The 20,792-nt window shown below is 59.2% G+C and carries 16 protein-coding genes; 9 read left to right on the top strand and 7 right to left on the bottom strand.

Annotation, left to right across the window (positions count from 1 at the left end; translation table 11 throughout):
* Window positions 1-166 precede the first annotated feature (166 nt).
* From H1Y61_RS15035 to H1Y61_RS15015, 5 genes are all read left to right on the top strand, one after another.
* Window positions 167-2,182: a methyl-accepting chemotaxis protein gene (locus tag H1Y61_RS15035; RefSeq protein ID WP_180573068.1), complete on the top strand. Its 2,016-nt coding sequence runs from the start codon at window positions 167-169 to the stop codon at window positions 2,180-2,182.
* Between the two features lie 490 nt (window positions 2,183-2,672).
* A complete protein-coding gene (locus H1Y61_RS15030) occupies window positions 2,673-4,610 on the top strand; it encodes an O-linked N-acetylglucosamine transferase, SPINDLY family protein (protein WP_180573067.1) in 1,938 nt (645 codons plus the stop codon).
* On the top strand, window positions 4,597-6,510 hold the full coding sequence (locus tag H1Y61_RS15025) for an O-linked N-acetylglucosamine transferase, SPINDLY family protein (RefSeq protein WP_180573066.1): 1,914 nt from the start codon (window positions 4,597-4,599) through the stop codon (window positions 6,508-6,510). Before H1Y61_RS15030 ends, H1Y61_RS15025 begins: the two co-directional genes overlap by 14 nt.
* A gap of 116 nt (window positions 6,511-6,626) precedes the next feature.
* Complete coding sequence (locus H1Y61_RS15020) at window positions 6,627-8,531, top strand: O-linked N-acetylglucosamine transferase, SPINDLY family protein (protein ID WP_180573065.1); 1,905 nt, start codon at window positions 6,627-6,629, stop codon at window positions 8,529-8,531.
* A 209-nt stretch (window positions 8,532-8,740) separates the two neighbouring features.
* A complete protein-coding gene (locus H1Y61_RS15015; protein ID WP_180573064.1) occupies window positions 8,741-9,748 on the top strand; it encodes an asparaginase in 1,008 nt (335 codons plus the stop codon).
* A gap of 30 nt (window positions 9,749-9,778) precedes the next feature.
* On the opposite strand, the gene H1Y61_RS15010 is transcribed toward H1Y61_RS15015, so the two are convergent.
* Window positions 9,779-10,534, bottom strand: a complete 756-nt coding sequence (locus H1Y61_RS15010) for a DeoR/GlpR family DNA-binding transcription regulator (protein WP_180573063.1) — start codon at window positions 10,532-10,534, stop codon at window positions 9,779-9,781.
* Between the two features lie 113 nt (window positions 10,535-10,647).
* Here H1Y61_RS15010 and H1Y61_RS15005 point away from each other — a divergent pair, with 113 nt between their 5' ends.
* Entirely contained in the window at window positions 10,648-11,007 is a 360-nt protein-coding gene (locus H1Y61_RS15005) for a DUF4406 domain-containing protein (RefSeq protein ID WP_070167719.1), read from the top strand.
* A gap of 689 nt (window positions 11,008-11,696) precedes the next feature.
* On the opposite strand, the gene H1Y61_RS15000 is transcribed toward H1Y61_RS15005, so the two are convergent.
* The 4 genes from H1Y61_RS15000 to H1Y61_RS14985 all read right to left on the bottom strand — a co-directional run bounded on the left by H1Y61_RS15000 (window position 11,697) and on the right by H1Y61_RS14985 (window position 15,490).
* Window positions 11,697-12,320, bottom strand: a complete 624-nt coding sequence (locus H1Y61_RS15000) for a hypothetical protein (RefSeq protein WP_180573062.1) — start codon at window positions 12,318-12,320, stop codon at window positions 11,697-11,699.
* Between the two features lie 123 nt (window positions 12,321-12,443).
* Window positions 12,444-14,117, bottom strand: a complete 1,674-nt coding sequence (locus H1Y61_RS14995) for a phosphoethanolamine transferase (RefSeq protein ID WP_180573061.1) — start codon at window positions 14,115-14,117, stop codon at window positions 12,444-12,446.
* Window positions 14,118-14,320: 203 nt separating this feature from the next.
* Window positions 14,321-14,833 carry a GNAT family N-acetyltransferase gene (locus H1Y61_RS14990; RefSeq protein WP_180573060.1) on the bottom strand — a complete coding sequence of 171 codons (513 nt, stop codon included), beginning with the start codon at window positions 14,831-14,833 and terminating at the stop codon, window positions 14,321-14,323.
* A 3-nt stretch (window positions 14,834-14,836) separates the two neighbouring features.
* Entirely contained in the window at window positions 14,837-15,490 is a 654-nt protein-coding gene (locus H1Y61_RS14985; RefSeq protein WP_180573059.1) for a glutathione S-transferase family protein, read from the bottom strand.
* A 224-nt stretch (window positions 15,491-15,714) separates the two neighbouring features.
* Between H1Y61_RS14985 and H1Y61_RS26960 the strand changes: the two genes are divergently transcribed.
* Both H1Y61_RS26960 and H1Y61_RS14980 read left to right on the top strand, forming a co-directional pair.
* Entirely contained in the window at window positions 15,715-15,846 is a 132-nt protein-coding gene (locus H1Y61_RS26960) for a hypothetical protein (RefSeq protein WP_268884007.1), read from the top strand.
* A gap of 4 nt (window positions 15,847-15,850) precedes the next feature.
* Window positions 15,851-16,375, top strand: coding sequence for a DUF2087 domain-containing protein (locus tag H1Y61_RS14980; RefSeq protein WP_180573058.1), 525 nt, complete (start codon window positions 15,851-15,853; stop codon window positions 16,373-16,375).
* Window positions 16,376-16,412: 37 nt separating this feature from the next.
* On the opposite strand, the gene ggt is transcribed toward H1Y61_RS14980, so the two are convergent.
* A complete protein-coding gene (gene ggt, locus H1Y61_RS14975) occupies window positions 16,413-18,179 on the bottom strand; it encodes a gamma-glutamyltransferase (RefSeq protein ID WP_180573057.1) in 1,767 nt (588 codons plus the stop codon).
* 254 nt (window positions 18,180-18,433) lie between these two features.
* On the bottom strand, window positions 18,434-19,003 hold the full coding sequence (locus H1Y61_RS14970) for a MarR family winged helix-turn-helix transcriptional regulator (RefSeq protein ID WP_235680758.1): 570 nt from the start codon (window positions 19,001-19,003) through the stop codon (window positions 18,434-18,436).
* Between the two features lie 203 nt (window positions 19,004-19,206).
* Between H1Y61_RS14970 and H1Y61_RS14965 the strand changes: the two genes are divergently transcribed.
* The gene (locus H1Y61_RS14965; RefSeq protein WP_180573056.1) at window positions 19,207-20,769 is read left to right on the top strand and encodes an MDR family MFS transporter; all 1,563 of its coding nucleotides are present in this window, start codon (window positions 19,207-19,209) and stop codon (window positions 20,767-20,769) included.
* Window positions 20,770-20,792: the final 23 nt, after the last annotated feature.

The following is a 20,792-nucleotide window of genomic DNA, read 5'->3' as shown; positions in this document are numbered from 1 at the left end:
AAAATTCGCAATAGCGCCGCATATGATTGTTTTTTAAGTGCTTATTAAAAGTATCAATGCATAATAATCTCGACTTGCTTTCGCGGTTTTCTATTTCAGCAAATGATTTGCCCAGTCCGCCTTGAAGAAAGCATGACAACTCTTTTATTTGTCAGGGTGAATCTTCATGGCGTTTGGAATTACACGTATAGGAAGCAAACTCTCGGTCATGTCGGGTGCAGGCATTGTCCTTGTCCTCATCATCTCGGTCGCCGGATGGCTTTTGTCGCAAGCGGTCGACAGGGCTGTCACCCAGGGCCAGGTCCAGTCCGGGATCGCCCGCAATATTATCGATATGAAAGCGTCTTTGCGCGGCATGGATATCGGCGTAGGCGAACTGCGCCTGGCAACGTCCCAGCAGCAACAACAAGCCGCAGTCGAGTATTTCCAGCAACGGCGCAGTTCCGCCGAGAAATATCTAAACATCGCCAGGGCCGACATGCAATTGCCTGCCAATCAGGAGCGTGCACGCCGCATTGGCGAACTGCTGACCAATTACAGCGCGGCCATCACCCAATTGGCAACTGTCATTGGTCGTTCTTCGGCAGATGTCTCCGCCAGCCTGCCGCCTCTGAAAAAAATGAACGACGAACTGGCCGCCCTTGTTGATGAGACGGTGATTGCTGTCAAGCAGAAGGTCGAGGAGACCAACGAAGAGCGCCTTCATCTGCAAAATACCGCCTCGGCGATCACCCTTTGTCTCTCGGTTTTGCTGGTGATGCTGATGATCGGCTCGGCGCTCTTCGGACGCCGGGCGATTGCGACGCCCATCCAGCGGATCACCGATTGCATGGCAGACCTGGCCAAGGGCGATTTGTCCAAAACCATTCCCTACGCAAGTAACAAGGATGAAATCGGCGACATGGCCCGCGCCGTGCTGGTTTTCAAGCAGAATGCGGAAAAGGTTCGTGATCTCAATGCGCAGGAAGTCGCGCTTCAGGCTCAGAATGCGGATTTGCAGAGCAATATTTCCCACGTCGTGTCATCGGCGGTTGCGGGCGATTTTTCCGCTCGCATTCAAAAGCGCTATGACAACGAAGACCTGAATCGCTTTGCTGCCAGCGTCAACCAGTTGGTGACCTCTGTCGATCTGGGTGTAGCTGAAACCAATCGCGTGGTCGCGGCTCTGGCCGAAGGCGATCTGACCGAAGCCATGCGCGGCGAGTTCAAGGGCGTGTTCCTCAATTTGCAGACAAACATGAACGCGACCATGGAGAGCTTGCGGGTGGTGATGACGGAAGTCCGCTCCGCTATCGACATGATCAAGAGCGGCGCGGGCGAACTGCGCCATGCCTCCTCCGATCTGTCCAAGCGTTCGGAGCAGCAGGCGGCCTCTTTGGAGGAAACCGCAGCAGCACTCGAGGAGATAACGTCCGCTGTCAAGAGTTCCACCGATCGTTCAAGTGAGGCCGCCGACATGGTTGCCCAGGCGCGTCAAAGCACCGAACAGTCCCGCGACGTGGTCAGAAATACGGTTGCCGCCATGGAGCGCATCGAGCAGGCCTCCAACGAGATCGGCAACATCATCAATGTCATCGACGAAATCGCTTTCCAGACCAATCTTCTGGCGCTGAATGCCGGCGTGGAAGCGGCTCGTGCGGGCGAGGCTGGCAAGGGCTTTGCTGTCGTTGCCCAGGAAGTGCGCGAACTGGCACAACGCTCGGCGGGCGCCGCCAAGGACATCAAGACCCTCATCACCCGCTCTCGCAACGAGGTGGCCGGCGGCGTGGCCCTGGTGACGGAGACGGGCGACGTGCTGGGTACCATCGGTAGCCATGTCGTGAAGATCAATGAACATGTCCATTCCATCGCACAGGCCGCCAGGGAGCAATCGACCGGTCTGAGCGAGATCAATACTGCCATCAACCAGATGGACCAGACGACACAGCAGAATGCGGCCATGGTCGAGGAATCGACCGCCGCCACCAATAAACTGGCCGACGAGGCGAGTAATCTCTCCACGCTGGTGGCGCGTTTCAAGGTACACACCGGTACGCAGGCGTCGGCCCCATCCCGCCCAGTCTCGTCCCACTCGGCACCCTTCCATTCCGCAATGGCCTCTGCCCCTGCGGGGCGGCGACCCGTGTCCTCCAGCCGCGGCAATACCGCCCTGGCGGTCGAAAAGGATTGGGAAGAGTTCTGAGGCGCGCATGATGGTTGCTCAGACTATCGGACCATTTGTTGCTTTTTGACCTTTTGGACGGTTGTGCTTGAAATTTAGCAAAATCGGGCCTACCTTCTTATCAACGTCAACAGAGAGAAAGGAAGGTGATCCAATGTCTAATGAGATTTCGGTCTGCGTAGAGGGCTTTGGAATGGTGATGGTCGGAAAGGGGCAGCCCTCGATCTGATCCCATTTTCCTTCGGCGGCAGCTGTGCCGCCGGGTCTTCAGTCAGGCCAAACTCATGCAAAATTCATGGCCGCAAGGCCAGGAGGAAAGGGTCGCGAAAGCGGCCCTTTTTGCTGTTCGGTTGATCGTTCCTCTTCATCCCATGATGTCTCTCCAGCCCCGCGCAAACTCTTGTTTTTATGGATGAGAGGGTCGGGCCATCTGTATCCGGCGTTGGAACCCGGTGTTGCCTTGTGAATTCGATAATTCCGGTGACACGGGTGTTTGTTGTTGGAGCATCGCGTGGCCACCCTGGAACTGGTACTTTCGGCCTATCAAAGCGGCGATCTGGCCGAAGCGCTGGCGCTGGCCGATGCGACGCAGGAAACAGACCCGGACCGGATGGCCGATCTGGATTTCCTCACCGGCGGCATCCGGTTGAAGCAAGGCGACAGGGCCGGGGCGGCCAAGGCTTTTCTGGAAGTGGCACAAAGCGCATCGGCCAAGGCGAATGATTGTCTGGTGCTGGCCATTGATCTGTTGTTTTCCGAGAGCCAGTTCGAGCCGCTTGCCGGGCTTGTCAATCTCGTTGCAAAACGGCTTGCCGATCATCAGACAGCGGTGTTCAAGGTCGTGACTGCCTTGTCCACGCTTGGGCGGCTCGGCGAGGCCCATGCGATTATCGGCGGCCTGGATTGCGAAAAGCGTCCACATCTCAATCTTCTCATTACTTTCATTGCGACCTCGAGGGACAAGGACGCATTGTATGCCATTCTGCTGGCCAATGCTGCGCGCTACCCCAACAATGCTTTCCTGCTCTCTGCGCTGTTTTTACGCGCCCAGGAGCGTTGCGACTTCGCTGTGACGGATCATTTCGCGACACGATTGCGGGAGCCGGGTTTTGGGGAGCGTCTGGCGGCTTTCGAGTTGGGCTGGGCGAGGATCGTGCGCACCGATGATGAAGGCGAGGCAGCAAAGCCGTTTTTTGGAGCGCTTGAAGTCATGCGTCACCGTGCGCAGGCGGCAGAACCTCTATCGCGCCGGGCGATCCGCCCGCAGGGCCGGATTCGTATCGCCTATTTTTCCAGTGATTTTCGCCTTCATGCAACGATGACGCTGTTTCAGGACGCGCTGATGCGGCATGACCGTTCGCGGTTCGAAATTATCCTGCTGTGCTATTCTCCCGCTGGTTCTGAGGTCTATCAATCGGCCTGGCCGGAGCAAATGCGCAGCGAAGTCGTCCGGGTTCGCGATCTGTCCAGCGAGGCGATTATCGAGTGGATCCGCCAGAATGAGGTGGATATATTGGTGGATCTGCACGGACATACGGCGCGGGCAAGGCTCGATGTCGTTGACCGTTGCGATGCGCCGATCAAAGCCACCTATCTGGGATTTCCCGGCGCGGTGGTTGGGGTCGATCTGGACTATGCGATCACCGATCCTGTTGTCACGCCCGATAGTAGCAAGCCCTATTATCACGAAAAGCTCTGCAGGTTGCCGGACACCTATCAGGCCAACAGCATATCCGGTCGGACCTGGCAGCAGAGGGCAAACCGCGAGGCGGTGGGGCTGCCACCTGGCCGGTTCGTTTTCGGCTCCTTCAATGCGTCGCAGAAGATTGACCGTCAGACGATCCGTATCTGGTCGAAGGTGCTGGAGCATGTGCCAGGGGCTGTCCTTGCGGTCAGCTGCGCGCGACCGGTCGTTGCCGGCAATCTGCGCGTCGCCTTCGCCCAGCAGGGCATTGATGCCGGGCGATTGATCTTCTTCGATAACTGCCGACATGCGGAGTTTCTGGCCCGCATGTCGGCAACCGATCTGGTGCTCGACACCTTTATCTACAACGGCCACACCACCACATCCGATGCGTTGTGGGCAGGAGTGCCTGTCCTGACGAAGAAAGGCAAGGCATTCGCGGGCCGCGTCTCCGAAAGCCTGCTGAAGGCCGTCGGCCTGCCGGAACTGGTGGCGCAGGATGAGGATGATTTCATCGCCCGCGCCGTTGATCTTGTCGAGCATCCAGACCGGCTGGAGGCGCTTCGGGCTCGTCTGCGCACCCAGATTTTAACGGCGCCGCTGTTTGATGCCGAGCGATTCACCCGTCATCTGGAACGTGGTTATGAGATGATGGCGGAGCGGGCGCGGGCGGGTCTTCAACCCGATCATATTGATGTTCCGGCCTTGCCTACGCGCAAGGAGCCGTTTTTCACGCCGCAAGAGGCGGGCCATGGCAACGTTTGAGGAGGCGGTCAAGGCTTATCAGGCCGGGGATTTCGATGCGGCGCTGGGTGCGGCGCACGCCGTGATTGCTAAAAAAGCGCCCAACCATGCGATGGCGAAGGCCCTCGTCGGTAATATCCTGCTGAAGCGCGGCGACAAGCCAGCTGCCGCCACCGCATTTGCCCAGGCGGCAAGCGCCAATCGTGCCGAGGCCCCTGCCTTTTTGAAGCTGGCGGCGACACTGTTTCTCCAGGCCGGACAGGCGGATGAGGCGCGTCGGATCGGGTTGGAGGCGGGCCTTCTCAATCGTGCCGATCCGGCCTTCGTGCTGGTCATGGCGCAGACCCTGCTGGCCCCCTGGGACAATGCTGCCCGTCAGGCCGTGTCGCAACTGATCCCTTATCTTGACCGGGGGAGTGGCCCGGCAATGTTTTTTGCCGCCAGTTTCTACCGCGCCAATTGGCAATTGCCGGAGCTGAAAGCGCTGCTGGATGAGGCCCGTGATACGGTGCCTGACGATGTCGCCATCGAAGGACTGCGCTTTGCCAGCGCCCACGACCTAGTCGATCTCACCACCATTGCCCGCCATCAGGCGTTGATGGCCGCCCCGGACGCGCCTTATGCCCAGGCCGTTTTGCAGGTTGAGCAAGCACTGTCGCGCCTGCTCTGGTGCGAAGACGAGAGTGTGCAGGCCAAGCCCGTGCGCGAGCATCTGGCCCTGGCGCAAAGCTTTGCCGCCCGCCCGCCGCGGCGGAAAATCGGCCGCCGGATAATGGAAAAGAGCGAACAACCCCTGCATATCGGCTATCTCTCCAGCGATTTTCACGCCCATGCAACCATGACACTGTTTCTCGACAGCCTGCTGGCCCATGATCGCCGCCGGTTCCGGATCACGCTGTTCTGCCACACCGCAAAGAATTACAGCGCCGATCAGCAGGCCATGCCGCAACAATTGCGCCAGGAGCTTGTCAGCCTGCGCGATCTTTCCGACGAGGCCGCCGCCGCCGAAATCGACCGCCAGCAGGTGGATATTCTGGTCGATCTGAAAGGCCATACGCCGGGTGCCCGGCTCGGCATCGTCAACCTGTCGTCCGCGCCGATTAAAGCCACCTATCTTGGTTTTCCCGGCCCGGTGTCGGGTGTCGATCTGGATTATGCCATAACCGATCCCGTGGTGACGCCTGACAGTGCCGAGGCTTTCTACCGGGAAAAATTCTGCCGCCTGCCGGAGTGCTATCAGGCCAACAGCGCCGCCAGCCGCCCACAACCAAAGCCGACCCGGCGCGTTGATCACGGATTGCCGGAGCAGGCTTTCATCTTTGCATCGTTCAACGGCGTCCAAAAGATCACGCCGCAGACGCTGGCCTTGTGGGCCAGGGTTTTGCGGGCAGCCCCCGACAGCCTGCTGTGGACGCTATGCCCTGATGCCTTTGCAAGATCCAATCTTGAAGCGGCGTTTGCGGCTGAGGGCATTGATCCGGCTCGTATCCTGTTTGCCGACAAGCAGGATTATGGCGACCACGTTCACCGGCTGCCGTTGGCCGATCTGGCGCTCGATACCTTTCCCTATAACGGTCACACCACGACGTCAGACATGCTCTGGAGCGGATTGCCGGTCTTGACCAAGCGGGGGCATTGCTTTGCCGCTCGCGTATCGGAAAGCCTGTTAAAGGCTGTCGGTCTTGGCGAGTTGGTGGCTGAGGATGAGGAAGTTTTTGTCAGTCTGGCGGTGCGCCTTGCCCAGCAACCGGAAGAGATCGCCGCACTGAAAAGCCATCTTGCTGCCAGCCGCCATACCGCGCCGCTGTTTAACACGCTTCGCTTTACCCGGCATTTGGAGCGGGCTTATGAGCTGATGGCGGAGCGCGCCCGTGCTGGCCTTGCGCCCGCCCGGATCGATGTTCCGGCCCTGCCGGGGTAAGTGTCACGCCGCCACCACCGGGCAAGCCTCGGGCAATGGTTTTCCTCTATCCGAGATGACGCTGCGGCATGTTCCTGCCGTCGCATGGATTGAACATGCAGGTGGCTTGACGGATTATGGCTCAGGATATGGATTTGGCGCTCAATGCCTATCGGCAGGGCGCGTTCGAAAAGGCTCTCAGTCATGCGCAGGCGGCAGCCAGGCAATTGGCGCGAGCCGGACAGGCCGAAATGCTGGCCGCCAATATCTATCTGAAGCTCGGCCAGAAGATCGAGGCGGCGCAAGCCTTTGCCCGGTCGGCCGCGGCTTTGCCGGAAAAGCGTGCCGAATTCCTGAAATTCGCCGCCAAGCTCTATCTGGCCGAGCGGCGCGTCGATCTTCTGGAGGGCATTGCTGTTGCCGCAGCGCGCGCCAATGCAGACGATGCGGGTTTTGTCGGCGAGATCGCCAATATGCTGCTGGGGGCAGGCATGCATCCGCCACTGGATGAACTGGTGCCGCTTCTCGATATGACCAATAACTGGCATTTGCAGATCGTCATCAACCACTACCAATTGACCCGCAAACCGGAAAAACTGAAGCCGATCATCGAAAAGCGCTATGCGGAAAGCCCCGAGGACAGTTTTGTCGTGGTGAATTATTTCAAGTTCTGCCGCTCCAGCCTGGTCTTTCCGGTGGCAAGGCAATGGCTTGAGATGATGAAGACGCCTGAAGACCCGCTGACGGCGGAGATCCTTTATCGTGACCAGCCTCTGTCGCGCTGCTACTGGAGCGATGATCAGGCGGTGATCAACGGTCCTTGCGGCGGCACTGATCTGCTTCAGCGCAATGTGAGCGCTGCGATGCCGCGGCGCGCCGTTCGCCCTTTGGGCGACAAACTCAAGATCGGTTATCTCTCTTCGGATCTGACCATCCACGCCACCATGTATCTTCTTTACGATGTCTTTCTGACCCATGACCGCAGCCGTTTCGACATTACCTTTTTTTGCCATACACCGCCTGGGCAGGCTGCCATCCAGAAGACCTGGGACCCGGTGTTGCAATCGGAAATTATCGCCGTCGGCCAGATGGATAATGACGGGATCGCCCAGGATATCAGCCGGCGCGGGATCGATATTCTCATCGACCTGAAGGGACACACGGCGGGCAACCGCCTTGCCGCTGTTGCTGTTTCGGATGCGCCGGTCAAGGCCAGCTGGATCGGCTATCCCGGCTCGGTGCGAGGCGCGGGGCTGGATTATCACATTACCGACCCCATCGTCACACCTGACGATGCCAAACCGTGGTTTGAGGAAAAGCTCTGCCGCCTGCCGGAAACCTATCAGGGCAATTGCAGCCTGACCAAGCCGCGCCCCAAAGCCTTGAAGCGGGCCGACCACGGGCTGCCGGAAGGAGCCTTCGTCTTCGCCTCCTTCAACTCGCCCGCCAAGATCAGTCCGCAAAGCATCACGCTGTGGGCCTCGATCATGAACGCCGTGCCGGATAGCCTGCTGTGGATATTGTGCAGCGGGTCGCAATTGCAGGCGAATTTCGCCGAGGAATTCGCCCGCCTCGGCATTGGCCGCGACCGTATCGTCTTTGCCGAAGGGGTCGATTATCCCGATCATCTCAGCCGGGTGGGCCTCGCCGATCTGGCGCTCGATACCTTCCCCTATAACGGTCATACCACGACCTCGGATCTGCTCTGGGGCGGCCTGCCGGTCCTGACGAAAAAGGGCCGAAGCTTTGCTTCGAGAGTATCTGAGAGCCTGCTGACGGCCATCGGCCTGCCCGAACTGGTGGCGCGGGACGGTGAAGAGTTTGTCGAAAGGGCGGTAGAGTTCGCCGCTCACCCGGAAAAGATCGTCGCCCTAAAACAAAAGCTCGAAGCCAACCGCCTCAGGGAGCCTTTGTTCGACACCGAGCGCTTCACCCGGCATCTGGAACGCGCCTATGAGATGATGGCGGCGCGGGCCAGGGAAGGGCTGGCGCCCGACCATATCGACGTGCCAGCCCTGCCGATCCGGTCAATGTCTTTCTAGTGCACTGACGCATTCACTTCGTTCATGCTTTCGTGCACTCATTTTTTGTTTATGCATCGATTTTTCCAAACTCGGCTGATGCCTCCGTTTGGATCGATGCACTAGGTGCGCACAGCACTGTAAGAATCTTGCCAGCTTGTTTAGGGATGCGCCCTGTCGCATTCTGCGTTAATCAAACAGGGTCCCCAAACACGTAAGGCCTCGCCATCATGACCAATCCCATTACCGTTGAAGTCACCCGTGGAAACCGCGTCGAAAGCCGCCATCATGGCGTGGCCGTGGTGGTGGATGGCGATGGCCAGGTGGTGTTTTCCGCTGGAGATATCGAGGCGGGCGTGTTTCCGCGCTCGGCCTGCAAGGCCATGCAGGCCCTGCCTTTGGTGGAAAGCGGTGCTGCGGATGCCTATGGGTTCGGCGACAAGGAACTGGCGCTGGCCTGTTCCTCCCATTCCGGCGAGGACGAGCATGTGGTGCTGGCGGCGCTGATGCTGGCCAGGGCCGGGCTGGATGTGGATGCGTTGGAATGCGGCGCTCATTGGTCTTTCGACCAGAAAAACCTGATCCATCAGGCCCGCACATTGGAAAAGCCGCAGGCGCTGCATAACAATTGCTCCGGTAAACATGCCGGTTTCGTCTGCGCCTGCGTGCATGCTGGCTATCAGGTCGAAGGCTATGTGGAATACGATCATCCCCTGCAACGCGATATCCGGGCGACCATGGAGAGCCTGACGGGCGCCGTGCTGGACCGCGACCATTGCGGCACCGACGGATGCTCCATCCCGAGCTATGCAGTGCCGTTGAAGGCGCTGGCCCATGGTTTTGCCAGGATGGCAACGGGGCAAGGGCTGGAGCCGCTGCGCGCCAAGGCCTCCAGACGGCTGATCGACGCCTGTATGGCGGAGCCTTATTACGTGGCGGGTAAAGCACGCGCGTGCACGAAGATGATGCAGGTCGCTCCGGGGCAGATCTTCGCCAAGACCGGTGCTGAAGGGGTGTTTTGCGCCGTTCTGCCGCAGCAGGGCCTGTCGATTGCGGTCAAGGCGGATGACGGCACGACGCGCGCTGCCGAGGCGATGGTGACAGCGCTGCTGGCCCGCTATTTCGAAAAGGACAGTTGCGAGCGGCTGGCGCTACTGGCCATGGCCAACAAGCCGATGCACAATTGGACAGGTCGCCATGTCGGTGATGTCAGGGTGACCGACGTGCTGTTTTCCTGATCTCTCGCGATTTCATATCCTGACGACGGGTCATGCCTGGAAAAGCGCGATCCCTGTCACCTGATAGGGGGTAAGGCGTGCCGCCTCCACACTGGGTCCGACGATCAATCCCGCCAGGGCTGGGAGTGGCAGAATCTGGCAGGGCGATAGCGTATCCAGCTTTTCCGAGGTCAGGCAGAGATAGGTTTCGGCACTGACCGAGGCAATCAGCCGCTTGATTGCCGCTTCCTCGGCATCGCCGGTGGTGACGCCATGCTGTGGGTGGACGGATGTCGCACCCAGGAAGAACAGATGCGGGCGCAGCCTTGCAATCGCTTCTGCCGCCACCGCACCCACCGCCACCATCGAATGCCGGTAGAGCCGCCCGCCGATCAGGATGACCTCGATATCACTGCGCCGTTCCAGTTCGACGGCAATGGTCGGGCTATGGGTTATCACCGTCAGGCCGAGATTTTGCGGCAGCAGCCGGGCAATTTCGGCATTGGTGGTGCCGCCATCCAGAAAGATCATCTGCCCCGGCTGAACCAGCGCTACGGCACGGGTTGCCAAAGCCTGTTTCTCCTTGCCCGCCCGGCTTTTCCGGGTCGAGAAATCCGGCAGGTCTGGCGAAAGCGGCAGCGCCCCGCCATGCACGCGCGCCAGCAATCCCACTGCTGCCATGTCGCGCATGTCACGGCGAACGGTGTCCTCCGACAGGTCGAGTTCAGCGGCGAAATCCTTGGCGATCACCCGTCCGTCGCGTTGCAAACGGGAGAGAATGAGAGCCTTGCGTTGATGAGTCAGCATTGCACGAAATTACCTGAAATTTTACGTAACTACATATATCGACGATTTTGACTCGACTCTCAAGCAAAATGGTGCAGATTTGCGGACATTCGTACAATTTCATGGAGAGAGAAATGCTGATTTTGATTGCAGGCCCTTATCGCTCGGGCACCGGTGACGACCCGGTGAAAATGGCGGCCAATCTGAGGGCATTGGAGGCACCGTCCTATGCGCTGTTTCAGGCGGGCCATGTGCCGATGATCGGGGAATGGGTGGCGCTGCCGATCTGGCACGCAGCGGGTGGAACGGCTGTCGGCGACGCGCTCTATGAGGAGATTTTCCACCCGGTCGCCGGTCGGTTGCTGGCGCTTTGCGATGGTGTATTGCGCCTGCCCGGTGCTTCCAAAGGCGCCGACAACGATGTGCGGATTGCTAATGAGCGGGGTATTCCCGTCTGGACGCGGCTGGAGGATGTGCCTGATGTGGTCTTGTAATATGAGGAGGCGCGATAGCGAACCTTCGTAGAAGAGACGAGCCGAAGCCGGGCATTTGCCCGGTTTTGGCCGGTTATCATAAAGGAGGCGCGGTTGCAAATCCAATAGAACACATGAGCTAATGGATTCCCTCTATCTCCCATGCCACTGGATGACCCGGCATTGCCCCGCAGGATTGCGGTGGTGACCGGCAGGAGCGATCAAATCGCAGTTTCTGCCAGGATTGTGGAGAGAATAGGGGACAGATGTTGATGAGAAGAGTTTTGCACGGGCTTTTTAGTCTGGTGATTTTGTCAGGTCTGGTTTCATGCCAGACACCTCAGGAATCTGCCAGCAACGCGGAAATGACCTGTAGCGCGCAAGGCTTGAAGCCCGGAACGGCGCGTTATCGGAAATGTGTCGGGGCGACCTATCAAAGCAATCGCATGCAGGCCAAGCAAGCCGAAAGCAATGTGGCCGCCGGCGCGGCAATCGGCGTCCTCGGAGGTGCCGTTCTTGGTGCCAGCCTGGACAACCGGCACCATTACTATCGTCGCTGCGGACCTTGGGGTTGCTATTATTAAAGCATTTCCAGCAAAAGTGCGAAGCGGTTTTGGCAATCGGAAATGCGTTGGGAAAAGAGCTATTTCCAGCAAAAGCACGTAAGCTCTGGCCACCGGAAATCTGCCGAGAGCCAGAGCTTAGTAGCATCACATCGGCGGCACGACGCCCTTGGTGCCGACCACCACGCGGCTTGAGGCGATTGAACCGTCCTCGGCTTTTTCGGCATTCACGAACACGGTGGCGCCGCTCTTCAGGTCGGCTTCGACGGCAGGGGCGAAGGTGACGATGGGTGTGCCCTCGGGAATGGAGATGGTCTTTTCACCGCCCTTGTAGGTCAGGGTCAGGGTCGGGCCATCGACGGCTTTGACGGCATTGGCCACGGTGGCATTGGTCATGGTGCTGCCGGGCTGAAGATCCCAGGGGCGGCTGCCTTCGCCGGTGCCTTTCATGGCGGCGGGAAAGATCACCACTTCCAGCGCATTATTGCCGCCATCCGATTTGGGAGCCGAGGCAATACCGACAAAATCGCCGGGCTTGATCGCCTCGGCGGAGGCCTTGGCGACGCTGGAGATTTTCCAGCCGTCCTTCAGGGCAATCTTCGCGGTTTCCCCCTCGCGTGTCTTGACCGTCAGCACCTTGCCCTCAAAGCTTTCGACCGTGCCGCGAATGCGCAACGCTTCCGCCGCCTCAGCGCTCATGCCCACACTCAGCGCCAGAAAGCCGCCTGCGAGAAGAGAGAGGGTGGTTTTCGATCGTACCATTGTCGTCATGCATAGCATGGTGATGCTCTTTCTGTTGAACCTGTGGCCATATCCTAACAGATCTGACCGCTACCGCTGATCTTTCAAGGCGCGGACACGAACAGTTGAGAACAGGCATTCGCCTTCTATCTATTACCGGACCGGCTCAGCCGCCGCCACTGTTCCCGGCGCACGGCGACAGCCGGAAAACACGTCGAGGGCGGGATTGTAGACTTTGGTCGCCACATCCATCAGGCCAAGCACGCTATGAAACAGATTGTCGTGGGAGCGCGGTTCGGCTGTGGTCTTTGCCAGACAGGCCCGGTCATAGCCGCCATCCTGGACGAGATCATCGGCCAGCCAAAACAGCAGAGGCACATGGGTCTGTTCGGTTGGCGCCACCATATAGGGCATGCCATGCAGGTAGATGCCGTTCTCGCCGAGCGATTCACCATGGTCGGACAGATAGACCACGGCGCCAGCCAGTGTGGCGGACCGCTGTTTCAGCGCGTCGATCACCTGCGCAACGATATGGTCTGTATAGAGAATGGTGTTGTCATAGGCGTTGCGGATTTCCTGCGGGCTGCATTTGCCGAAATCATTGGCGCGGCAATCCGGCTGGAACTTGCGAAATTCCTCCGGATAGCGGGCATAATAGGCTGGCCCATGGCTGCCAAGCTGATGCAGCACCAGCACGCTGTCGCCCTTGATGCCGTCCAGCCAGCCGTTCAGCTTGTCGGTCAGGATCCCATCCAGACACTCGCCATCCTTGCAAAAGCGCGGATCGGCTGACGGCGGCAGGAACGTATACGGCACCCGGTCGGCGACATTGTAATGGCCGGTGTCATTGTCCAGCCAGGTGACGGCCACCTTGGCATAGCCCAGCACATCCAGCAGGTTTTGCCGTTCGGCAGCCTTGCGGTGGCTATAGCTTGCCCGTGTGAGGTCGGAAAACATGCAGGGGATGGAGACGGCAGTTGCCGTGCCGCAGCTGGTCGTGTTGCTGAAATAGGTCACGCCCCGGGCTTTCAGTTGCGGATTGGTGTCGCGCTGATAGCCGCCCAGCGAGAAATTTGCCGCCCGTGCGGTTTCCCCGGCGACAATCACCGTGACGCGCGGCTTTGCGATGGCGGCGGTATTGATCCGGTGGGCATCGGTGCCAATCGGTTGGGCGACGATATTCCGATCCCGGTTGGCGTCGATCGTATAGCGCGCGGCATTGGCAATCGGCAGGAACGGATTCAGCCGGTCGAGAATATCATTATGGGCGCGCCCGACGCCTGCAAAGGTTCGGTAATCGCTGAAGGCGGCGGCGGCAAACACCGCGACACAGGCGATGATGATGCCAGTATTATGGGCAAGCTTGCTGAGGAAAGGCCGGTGGCGAACCCGCAGCCAGACAATCAGCAACGAGGGCAAAACACCGGTTAGAACCACATGCATCATAAAACGGGGCGTCAGCAGATGGGCCGTCTCCGCTCCGGTCGAAACCGCGGCATTGCGGATCATTTCCCGGTCGATGATCGTGCCGAACTGGTCGGTAAACCATGACGATAGCGAGGCGGTGATCACCAGGAAGATCAGCACCGGTTTTACCAGGTATTTTGCTGAGAACAGCGTGAGGATCGCCAGGCACATGGCGGAAATGCCGAGCGCAAACAGGCCGAAGGCCAATGGTGAGGTATCGGCCAGATAGCCATGCGCCTTGATCCAGAACGTGGTGTTGGTGACCGCCAGCAGGTAGGCCGTGGTCACGATGCACAGCGTAACACTGCCGATCTGCGGTCTGGACCTGAAGAGGCTGGCTTTTCCGGCACGATAATTCAAGCAACATCCTCCACATGACCGTTTTATGTCGGTCGCATGGCACGCAGTCCTGACAGCAAGCTGAACATTGGAAAACACTAAATAACGATTTCAGGTGCTGGAAGCTAACCTTTCCACAGAATGTGTTGTCGGAAAAAGCAATTTCAGGTTGTTTTTAGGGGTATAGGCTGGCACCACCTGCTGGTGAGCCCCTATCGGACCTGTCAGAGCTCCAGCCGCATCAGGATCTGCGGTCCGGCCTTGCCGCCCAGATAGGTTTGGCCGGTATCCTGCCAGCCGCTTTTTGTGTAAAGGCTGATCGCCGCCGGATTGCGCAGGTTGACGGTGAGGAAACAGTGTCTGGCCGGATAATGGCGGGCGAGATAGGTGGGCAGGGCGGCCATGGCTGCCGTGCCATAGCCTTTTCCCTGAAATTGGCTGCCAACGATCAGCGCCCGCAGGCCGAGATCGCCGGGCTGGAAACCCTGCTCCGCCAAGTCAAAACCGGTGAGCCGGGTATTATAGTCCCTGTCGATCTTGAAGAAGCAGACAGGGCCATCACTGACATTGCCGATGTGAAAATCCACCGTTTGATCGCCGTCGTCGATAACGTTTTCGATAGGCCCGGCAAATATCTGCTGCTCCGGTGGCAAAGCCAGATGCAGCACGCGGGCGCTGTCGTTTCGCGCCAGCGGCGCCAGAGTCAGGGGAGGTGACAGGGTCAGTGCGGGTTCCATCGGTTACTCTGCTGCCCGCCTTTCCCACATGGCCTTGAAGGCCGGGCGGCTCTGGCAGCGGCCAAGCCAGGCACTGACGCTCGGATGGGCGTCCATCACCGGCGTATAAGGCTGGGCGTAGCGAACGATTTCGGCCAGATTGATGTCAGCCACCGTGAAACGGTCGGAAACGGCGAATTCCTTGGCCGAGAAATGCTTTTCCAGCACAGCCATCGGCCTCTTTAGCAACCGGGCGGCGGCTGCTGCTTCCGATTGACCGGCTTCGCTGTCCAACCGGCCATCCATGGCGATCCGGGATATTTTCAGCGCATTGCCTTCGATTTCGGTGGCCGCAAACAGCGACCACTGCATCATCAGCGCATCTTCCTCCAGATCCCTCGGACCGATCTCGCCGCCATATTGCTTGGCAAGGTAGAGGGTGATGGCAAGCGATTCGAACAGAACCAACCCGTCATCTTCAATGGCTGGAATGGCCCCGAACGGATTGATCGCCAGAAAGGCTGGCGACTGGGTGTTGATCGGCGCATCCGGTGCCAGCGGATTGTCCAGCTTCACCGCCTGCAGAACCGGGATATGATCGAAGGCCAGTTCCAGCTCTTCCGCAAGCCATATGACGCGCGTGGCGCGAGATTTATAGCAGCCATAGACTTTTAACATCGGTGTCTCCCAAGGGTGATTTGGAGGTGAGGCTATCCTTGAAATGCAGCCTTGGGAAGCACGGGATTGACACTGAAAACAATTTGCTTCTATCACTCTTAACAGGGTCCGCAGTTCACCCAGACATCACCGCTCCTGCATAGGAGAGCTAAACCTGCATCATCCTACTGCATAATTTTCTCTTTAAACCGGAATGGGTTTAAAGAGAAAATTATGCAGTAGGTATGAAAGAGTTACAGCGAACCTTTGTGCGCCATATATGGCGCACGGCGCTGTATATCCACGGCACGCTTTATTGCGCCCGCTGGCAGGACGGTGGTTACCGGCATGGCATGGGCGCATCTATCGAAGGATAAAGCGATGTCGCGTCTGACTTACTCTTATGAAATTGCAGATATTTCCGATCTTGCCCGCCGTCTTGGCCGCGAACTTCAAAAGCATGAGGGAGCGCCTGGCCATGTCGAGCTTCTCAATATGCTCGCCCGCGCCTCAGGCCATGCCAATTTCCAGCACTGGAAAGCGTCACGTGCGGCCCAGGCAAGGCTGGCTCTGCCAAAGGCCGCCGATCCGCCGGTCGATTACCGACTTGTCGAGGCGGTCGTGCGCTGCTTCGATGACAACGGCGTGCTGATCCGCTGGCCATCGAAAACCAGCCATCAGCGGTTGAGCCTGTGGAAGCTCTGGGCGGCCTTTCCCGCCGACCGGGATCTGCCGGAAGCGGAGGTCAATGCGTTGCTCAAAAGCCTGAACGGCTTTGGCGACCATGTCTTGCTGCGTCGGGAAATGGTCAACAATAGGCTGTTGTCGCGCACGCTGGATTGCCGCCTCTACCGGCGGGTGGAAAGGCATCCGCCGCCGGACGCACTGGCCTTGATCGGCCTGTGACGGCGGCCCAGGCCACCATCTTTGTCGGCAAGCCTCGTCAATAACCCTTGGCGGAACCGGCGATGGCCCGGCTGTCGATGGCCCCGAAATAGCCGGATGCCTTGTCTGCGGCCTTGGCAATGTCGGCCACGCTCTTGCCGCCGACCAGAATGCCGGCGGCCTGGCCCCAGACCGGGCCGTCATTGCCGCCATCGAGCGTATAGCCCATATCCTTCAGCTTCTGGAGCGTATCGGGTGACAGCGCATAGGGCTCGTAATAGATCTTGTCCGGCTGCCATTGATGGTGAATACGCGGCGCGTTGACGGCGGCGGAAATATCCATGCCGAAATCCACCACATTGAGGATCGCTTCCAGCGTGATGGTGATGATGCGCGAGCCACCGGGGCTGCCAATGACCATGAAGGGCTTGCCATCCCTGGTGACGATGGTCGGGCTCATCGAGGACAGCGGCGTTTTCTTCGGGGCAATCGCATTGGCCTCGCCCTGCACCAACCCGTAGAGATTGGCCACACCGGGCTTTGAGGTGAAATCGTCCATCTCGTTGTTGAGCAGAATACCGGTGCCGGGGGCCACGACGCCCGCCCCGAACGAACCGTTCAGCGTATAGGTAACGGAGACCGCATTGCCCTGACCGTCGATGATCGAATATTGCGTGGTCTCGTTGCTTTCCTTGCCCCCGAACGGCTTCAGGTTGGCGGATTCTCCGGCTTTTCCGGGGGTAATCTTGGCGCGGATCTCGGCGGCATAGGCCTTGTCCAGCATTTTTGGCAGCGGATTGTTGACGAAATCAGGATCGCCCAGCGCCGCATTGCGATCAACATAGGCATAGCGCATCGCCTCGACCATCTGGTGGACGGTCGTGGCCGCGCCATAGCCTTGCTCGGCAAGCGGATAGGCCTCCAGAATGTTGAGGATTTCGCAGATGATCACCCCGCCCGACGATGGCGGCGGCGAGGAGATGATATGGTAGCCGCGATAGTCGCACTCGACCGGCTTCAACTCACGCACCGCATAGGTCTCGAAATCGGCGGCGGTCAAGATGCCCCGGCCATCGGCGCTGGCCTTGGCAATCGCCTTGGCGGGCATGCCCTTGTAGAAGGCGTCAGGGCCTTTTTCAGCAATGCTGGCCAGCACATTGGCCAGATCGGGCTGTTTCAGCACTTCGCCTGCGCCATAGGGCGCACCATCGGCTTTCAGGAAGATTTTTGCCGCCGCCGGGTCTTTTGCTAGCCGCTTGGCACCACCGGCGAGAATGGCGACATCGCCCTGGTTGAGCGTAAACCCGTCTCGGGCCAGGGTAATCGCCGGGGCAAGCAGGGTGGCGCGGTCCTTGGCGCCGTATTTTTCCCGCGCCAGTTCCAGCCCCTTGACGGTGCCGGGCACGCCGACGGCCAGATAGCCATCCAGGCTGGCACGCGGCACGATCTCGCCCTTGTCGTCGAGATACATGTCCTTCTTGGCGGCCAGCGGCGCCTTTTCACGGAAATCGATGAAATCGGTGCGGCCATCTTTCAGCCGGATGGTCATGAAACCACCGCCGCCGATATTGCCGGCGGTCGGATAGGTCACCGCCAGCGCATAGCCAACGGCCACGGCGGCATCGACAGCATTGCCGCCGGATTTTAGCACCGCAACGCCGATATCGGTTGCCAGATGCTGGGCTGTGACCACCATGCCGTTGCGGCCTTCAACCGGGGCAGGCGAGGCGGCATGAAGCGATGTCATCGGCGCAAGCACCAGTGCAAGCGCTGTCAACAGGCTCGATGATGGAAACAACCAAGATCTGGAGCGGAACATAATCATGAAAACGACCTCTGGAGCACAACAGGTTTTTGTTTGTCTTTTCGGAAAAATCGGATTTCCCTTTTCCGGGACACAATATTGGCCGAAAGAGAATACGGTCATCCGGCGAGGTCGAAAGGTATCACCCATAACGGATCTTGCAACCACGGCAGCGGCAAGATCAGACCGATTTTCAGATCGATCGTTTCATGCGCACCCGATGTCGCACAAAAACGGCGGCAATCTGAGGTATGACTGGAAGGCGCCCCTTCGTATTAAATCTTATCTCCGGCCTCTTTGGCCAGCAAGGTTCCCCGGCATTCCAGTCCGCGGATGAAGCGGTCGAACAGGGTTTCGAACTGGATAATATCATCGGCGCTCCAGTCTTCCACCGTCTGGCCGATCACCTCGCGGCGAACGGCCTCAAAATGGTACAGCAGTTCCTCGCCGACTGGCGTCAGGGTGACGATGGTGCGTCGGGCATCGGCCTGAGAGGCCTCACGCCGCAGGGCACCACGCCGGACGAGATCGGCCACAACGCGGCTTGCCCGCGATGGATCGATGCGCATCTGCTCGGCAATCACCCCAACAGTCACTTCCTGGCCACGCGCGGCATGGGAAACTACCTTCACCACATCGAAATGCGAAAGCTCCATTCCGTGGCCCTCGCTCATCCGGCTGAGGGCTATGCGCGACATGAAGCGCCGGCCCATCATCATCCGCAGCCGGGCCATGGTCTGCGAAATGCCGTCCAAGGCATTTTCGACGCCCGCAGGGGCTTGCTCACCAACAAGATCGGCGCCCAGGGCGGCTGCGTGTTCGGCGCGGTCTTGAGGTTGGGTCATGCGCAAGCCAGTGCAGATCGGAGTTCACGAAAATATGTGCTTTTATCATATATGTGCACATTGACAATAAAATACAATATATGCTTTTATCACATATATGACAAGGGCAATGAACATTGTGTCCATCGCTCTTCCAAACCATCGATCCCCGACCATTGAGTTATTACCAACTCCTTCAGCCTTGCAACCAAAGAGATTTCCGCATGGATACCGCCTTGTCCGATCCGGCCGCCGCTCCCAAGACGGTGGCGCCGCCGCCGTTTCAGTCGCTGGTCCCGGACCCGCGCCTGCGGATGATGCTGTTTCTGTTTCTGATGACGGCGCTGTTCATGGCGACGCTGGACAATCAGATCGTGTCCACGGCATTGCCGACCATCGTTGGCGAGTTCGGGCAGTTGGAGCGGTTCGGCTGGGTGGGGTCCGCCTATCTTCTCGCCACCAGCGCGGTCATGCCGCTCTATGGCAAGCTGGGGGATCTGTTCGGCCGCAAATATGTGATGATGGCGGCCATCGCGATTTTCACTGTCGGCTCGCTGATCTGCGGCTCGGCGGTGTCGATGAACACGCTGATTGCAGCGCGGGTGCTGCAAGGGCTTGGCGGCGGCGGCATTATGGTGTCGATCTTTTCCATCAATGCCGACCTGTTCGAGCCTCGGGTGCGGGCTCGTTATCAGAGCTATTCCAGCCTGGTGTTGATGGCGTCAGGCGCGGTTGGTCCCACATTGGGCGGCACGATGAGCGACCTGTTCGGCTGGCGGTCGATTTTTCTCGTCAATCTGCCGATTGGCATTCTCGTGCTGGTCGGTCTCGGCCTCTATCTGCCCTATCGCAAGCCGCATCGCCGTCCGAAAATCGACTATGCCGGTGCGCTGTTTCTGGCCTGCGCTGTGACCAGCGTCGTGTTCTGGGCTGATAGCGGCCAGATCTTCGGTTCACTGGTGGCGGTTCAAAGCCTTGCCGTTGTCGCCTTCGGCCTGGTCTGCGCTGTCGTGTTCGTGCAGGTGGAAAAGCGGGCCGCAGAACCAATGGTGCCACCAAGCCTGATGCGCAATCCCACGGCCCGGCTGCTGTGGATCATATCACTCGCCAGCGGTGCCGTTGGGATCGGTTCGGTCAACTATGTCGCGCTTTACCTGCAAACCACCACCGGGCTTTCGCCGACGCTGGCGGGCCTGCTGTTCATTGCAGTGACCGGCGGCATCGCCATCGGTTCTTTGAGCAGCGGACGGCTGATTTCCTCGACCGGCCGCTACAAGATCTTCGGCGTGATCGGCGGGGCAGGGAGCTGCATTGCCTTTATCCTGTTCAGCCAATTGCCTGTCGGTACGCCGATTGCGGTAATCGGCGCGCTGATGCTGATGCATGGCATCAGCGTCGGTATCGGCCAGCAGATTCCGGTGATCGGCGTGCAGAATGCCGTGGCCCAGAAGGATGTTGGCGCTGCCACCGGCACGGTGACGCTGACCCGCATGGGTGGCGCCTCTATCGCCATTTCCATCTATGGCGCGGTGCTGTCGGCCTTCATGACCGGCGGTGCAGAAATCCCCGGTGTCGGCAATATCGAAAGCCTGACACCGGCGGCCATGGCGGCATTGGACCCGGCAGCCCGCGCGGCGGTCTCGGCCACCTATGCCCATGCGTTCGCACCAGTGTTCATCAGCATGGCGCTGATTATCGGCTGCGGCTTCATCGCCTCCTGCTGCCTGAAGAACGTCCGGTTGCCGACCGGCGGAGCGCCGAAACCGGCGGAGACCGTGGCGGAGTGATTTGCCGGGCATAGCGGGGCTGT

The sequence above is a fragment of the Agrobacterium vitis genome (genome assembly GCF_013426735.1).
GTDB classification, from domain to species: domain Bacteria; phylum Pseudomonadota; class Alphaproteobacteria; order Rhizobiales; family Rhizobiaceae; genus Allorhizobium; species Allorhizobium vitis_D.
The sequence above is the reverse complement of the archived record's forward strand: the minus strand, read 5'-3'. Positions and strand labels throughout refer to the sequence as shown.

Coding starts and splice junctions, on each gene's coding strand:
- H1Y61_RS15015 (WP_180573064.1), top strand. CDS start 8,741: ATGACCAATCCCATTACCGTTGAAGTCACCCGTGGAAACCGCGTCGAA.
- H1Y61_RS14965 (WP_180573056.1), top strand. CDS start 19,207: ATGGATACCGCCTTGTCCGATCCGGCCGCCGCTCCCAAGACGGTGGCG.
- H1Y61_RS15005 (WP_070167719.1), top strand. CDS start 10,648: ATGCTGATTTTGATTGCAGGCCCTTATCGCTCGGGCACCGGTGACGAC.
- H1Y61_RS15035 (WP_180573068.1), top strand. CDS start 167: ATGGCGTTTGGAATTACACGTATAGGAAGCAAACTCTCGGTCATGTCG.
- H1Y61_RS15025 (WP_180573066.1), top strand. CDS start 4,597: ATGGCAACGTTTGAGGAGGCGGTCAAGGCTTATCAGGCCGGGGATTTC.
- H1Y61_RS14990 (WP_180573060.1), bottom strand. CDS start 14,833: ATGGAACCCGCACTGACCCTGTCACCTCCCCTGACTCTGGCGCCGCTG.
- H1Y61_RS14970 (WP_235680758.1), bottom strand. CDS start 19,003: ATGACCCAACCTCAAGACCGCGCCGAACACGCAGCCGCCCTGGGCGCC.
- H1Y61_RS14980 (WP_180573058.1), top strand. CDS start 15,851: ATGTCGCGTCTGACTTACTCTTATGAAATTGCAGATATTTCCGATCTT.
- H1Y61_RS15010 (WP_180573063.1), bottom strand. CDS start 10,534: ATGCTGACTCATCAACGCAAGGCTCTCATTCTCTCCCGTTTGCAACGC.
- H1Y61_RS26960 (WP_268884007.1), top strand. CDS start 15,715: ATGAAAGAGTTACAGCGAACCTTTGTGCGCCATATATGGCGCACGGCG.
- H1Y61_RS15020 (WP_180573065.1), top strand. CDS start 6,627: ATGGCTCAGGATATGGATTTGGCGCTCAATGCCTATCGGCAGGGCGCG.
- H1Y61_RS14985 (WP_180573059.1), bottom strand. CDS start 15,490: ATGTTAAAAGTCTATGGCTGCTATAAATCTCGCGCCACGCGCGTCATA.
- H1Y61_RS15000 (WP_180573062.1), bottom strand. CDS start 12,320: ATGACGACAATGGTACGATCGAAAACCACCCTCTCTCTTCTCGCAGGC.
- ggt (WP_180573057.1), bottom strand. CDS start 18,179: ATGATTATGTTCCGCTCCAGATCTTGGTTGTTTCCATCATCGAGCCTG.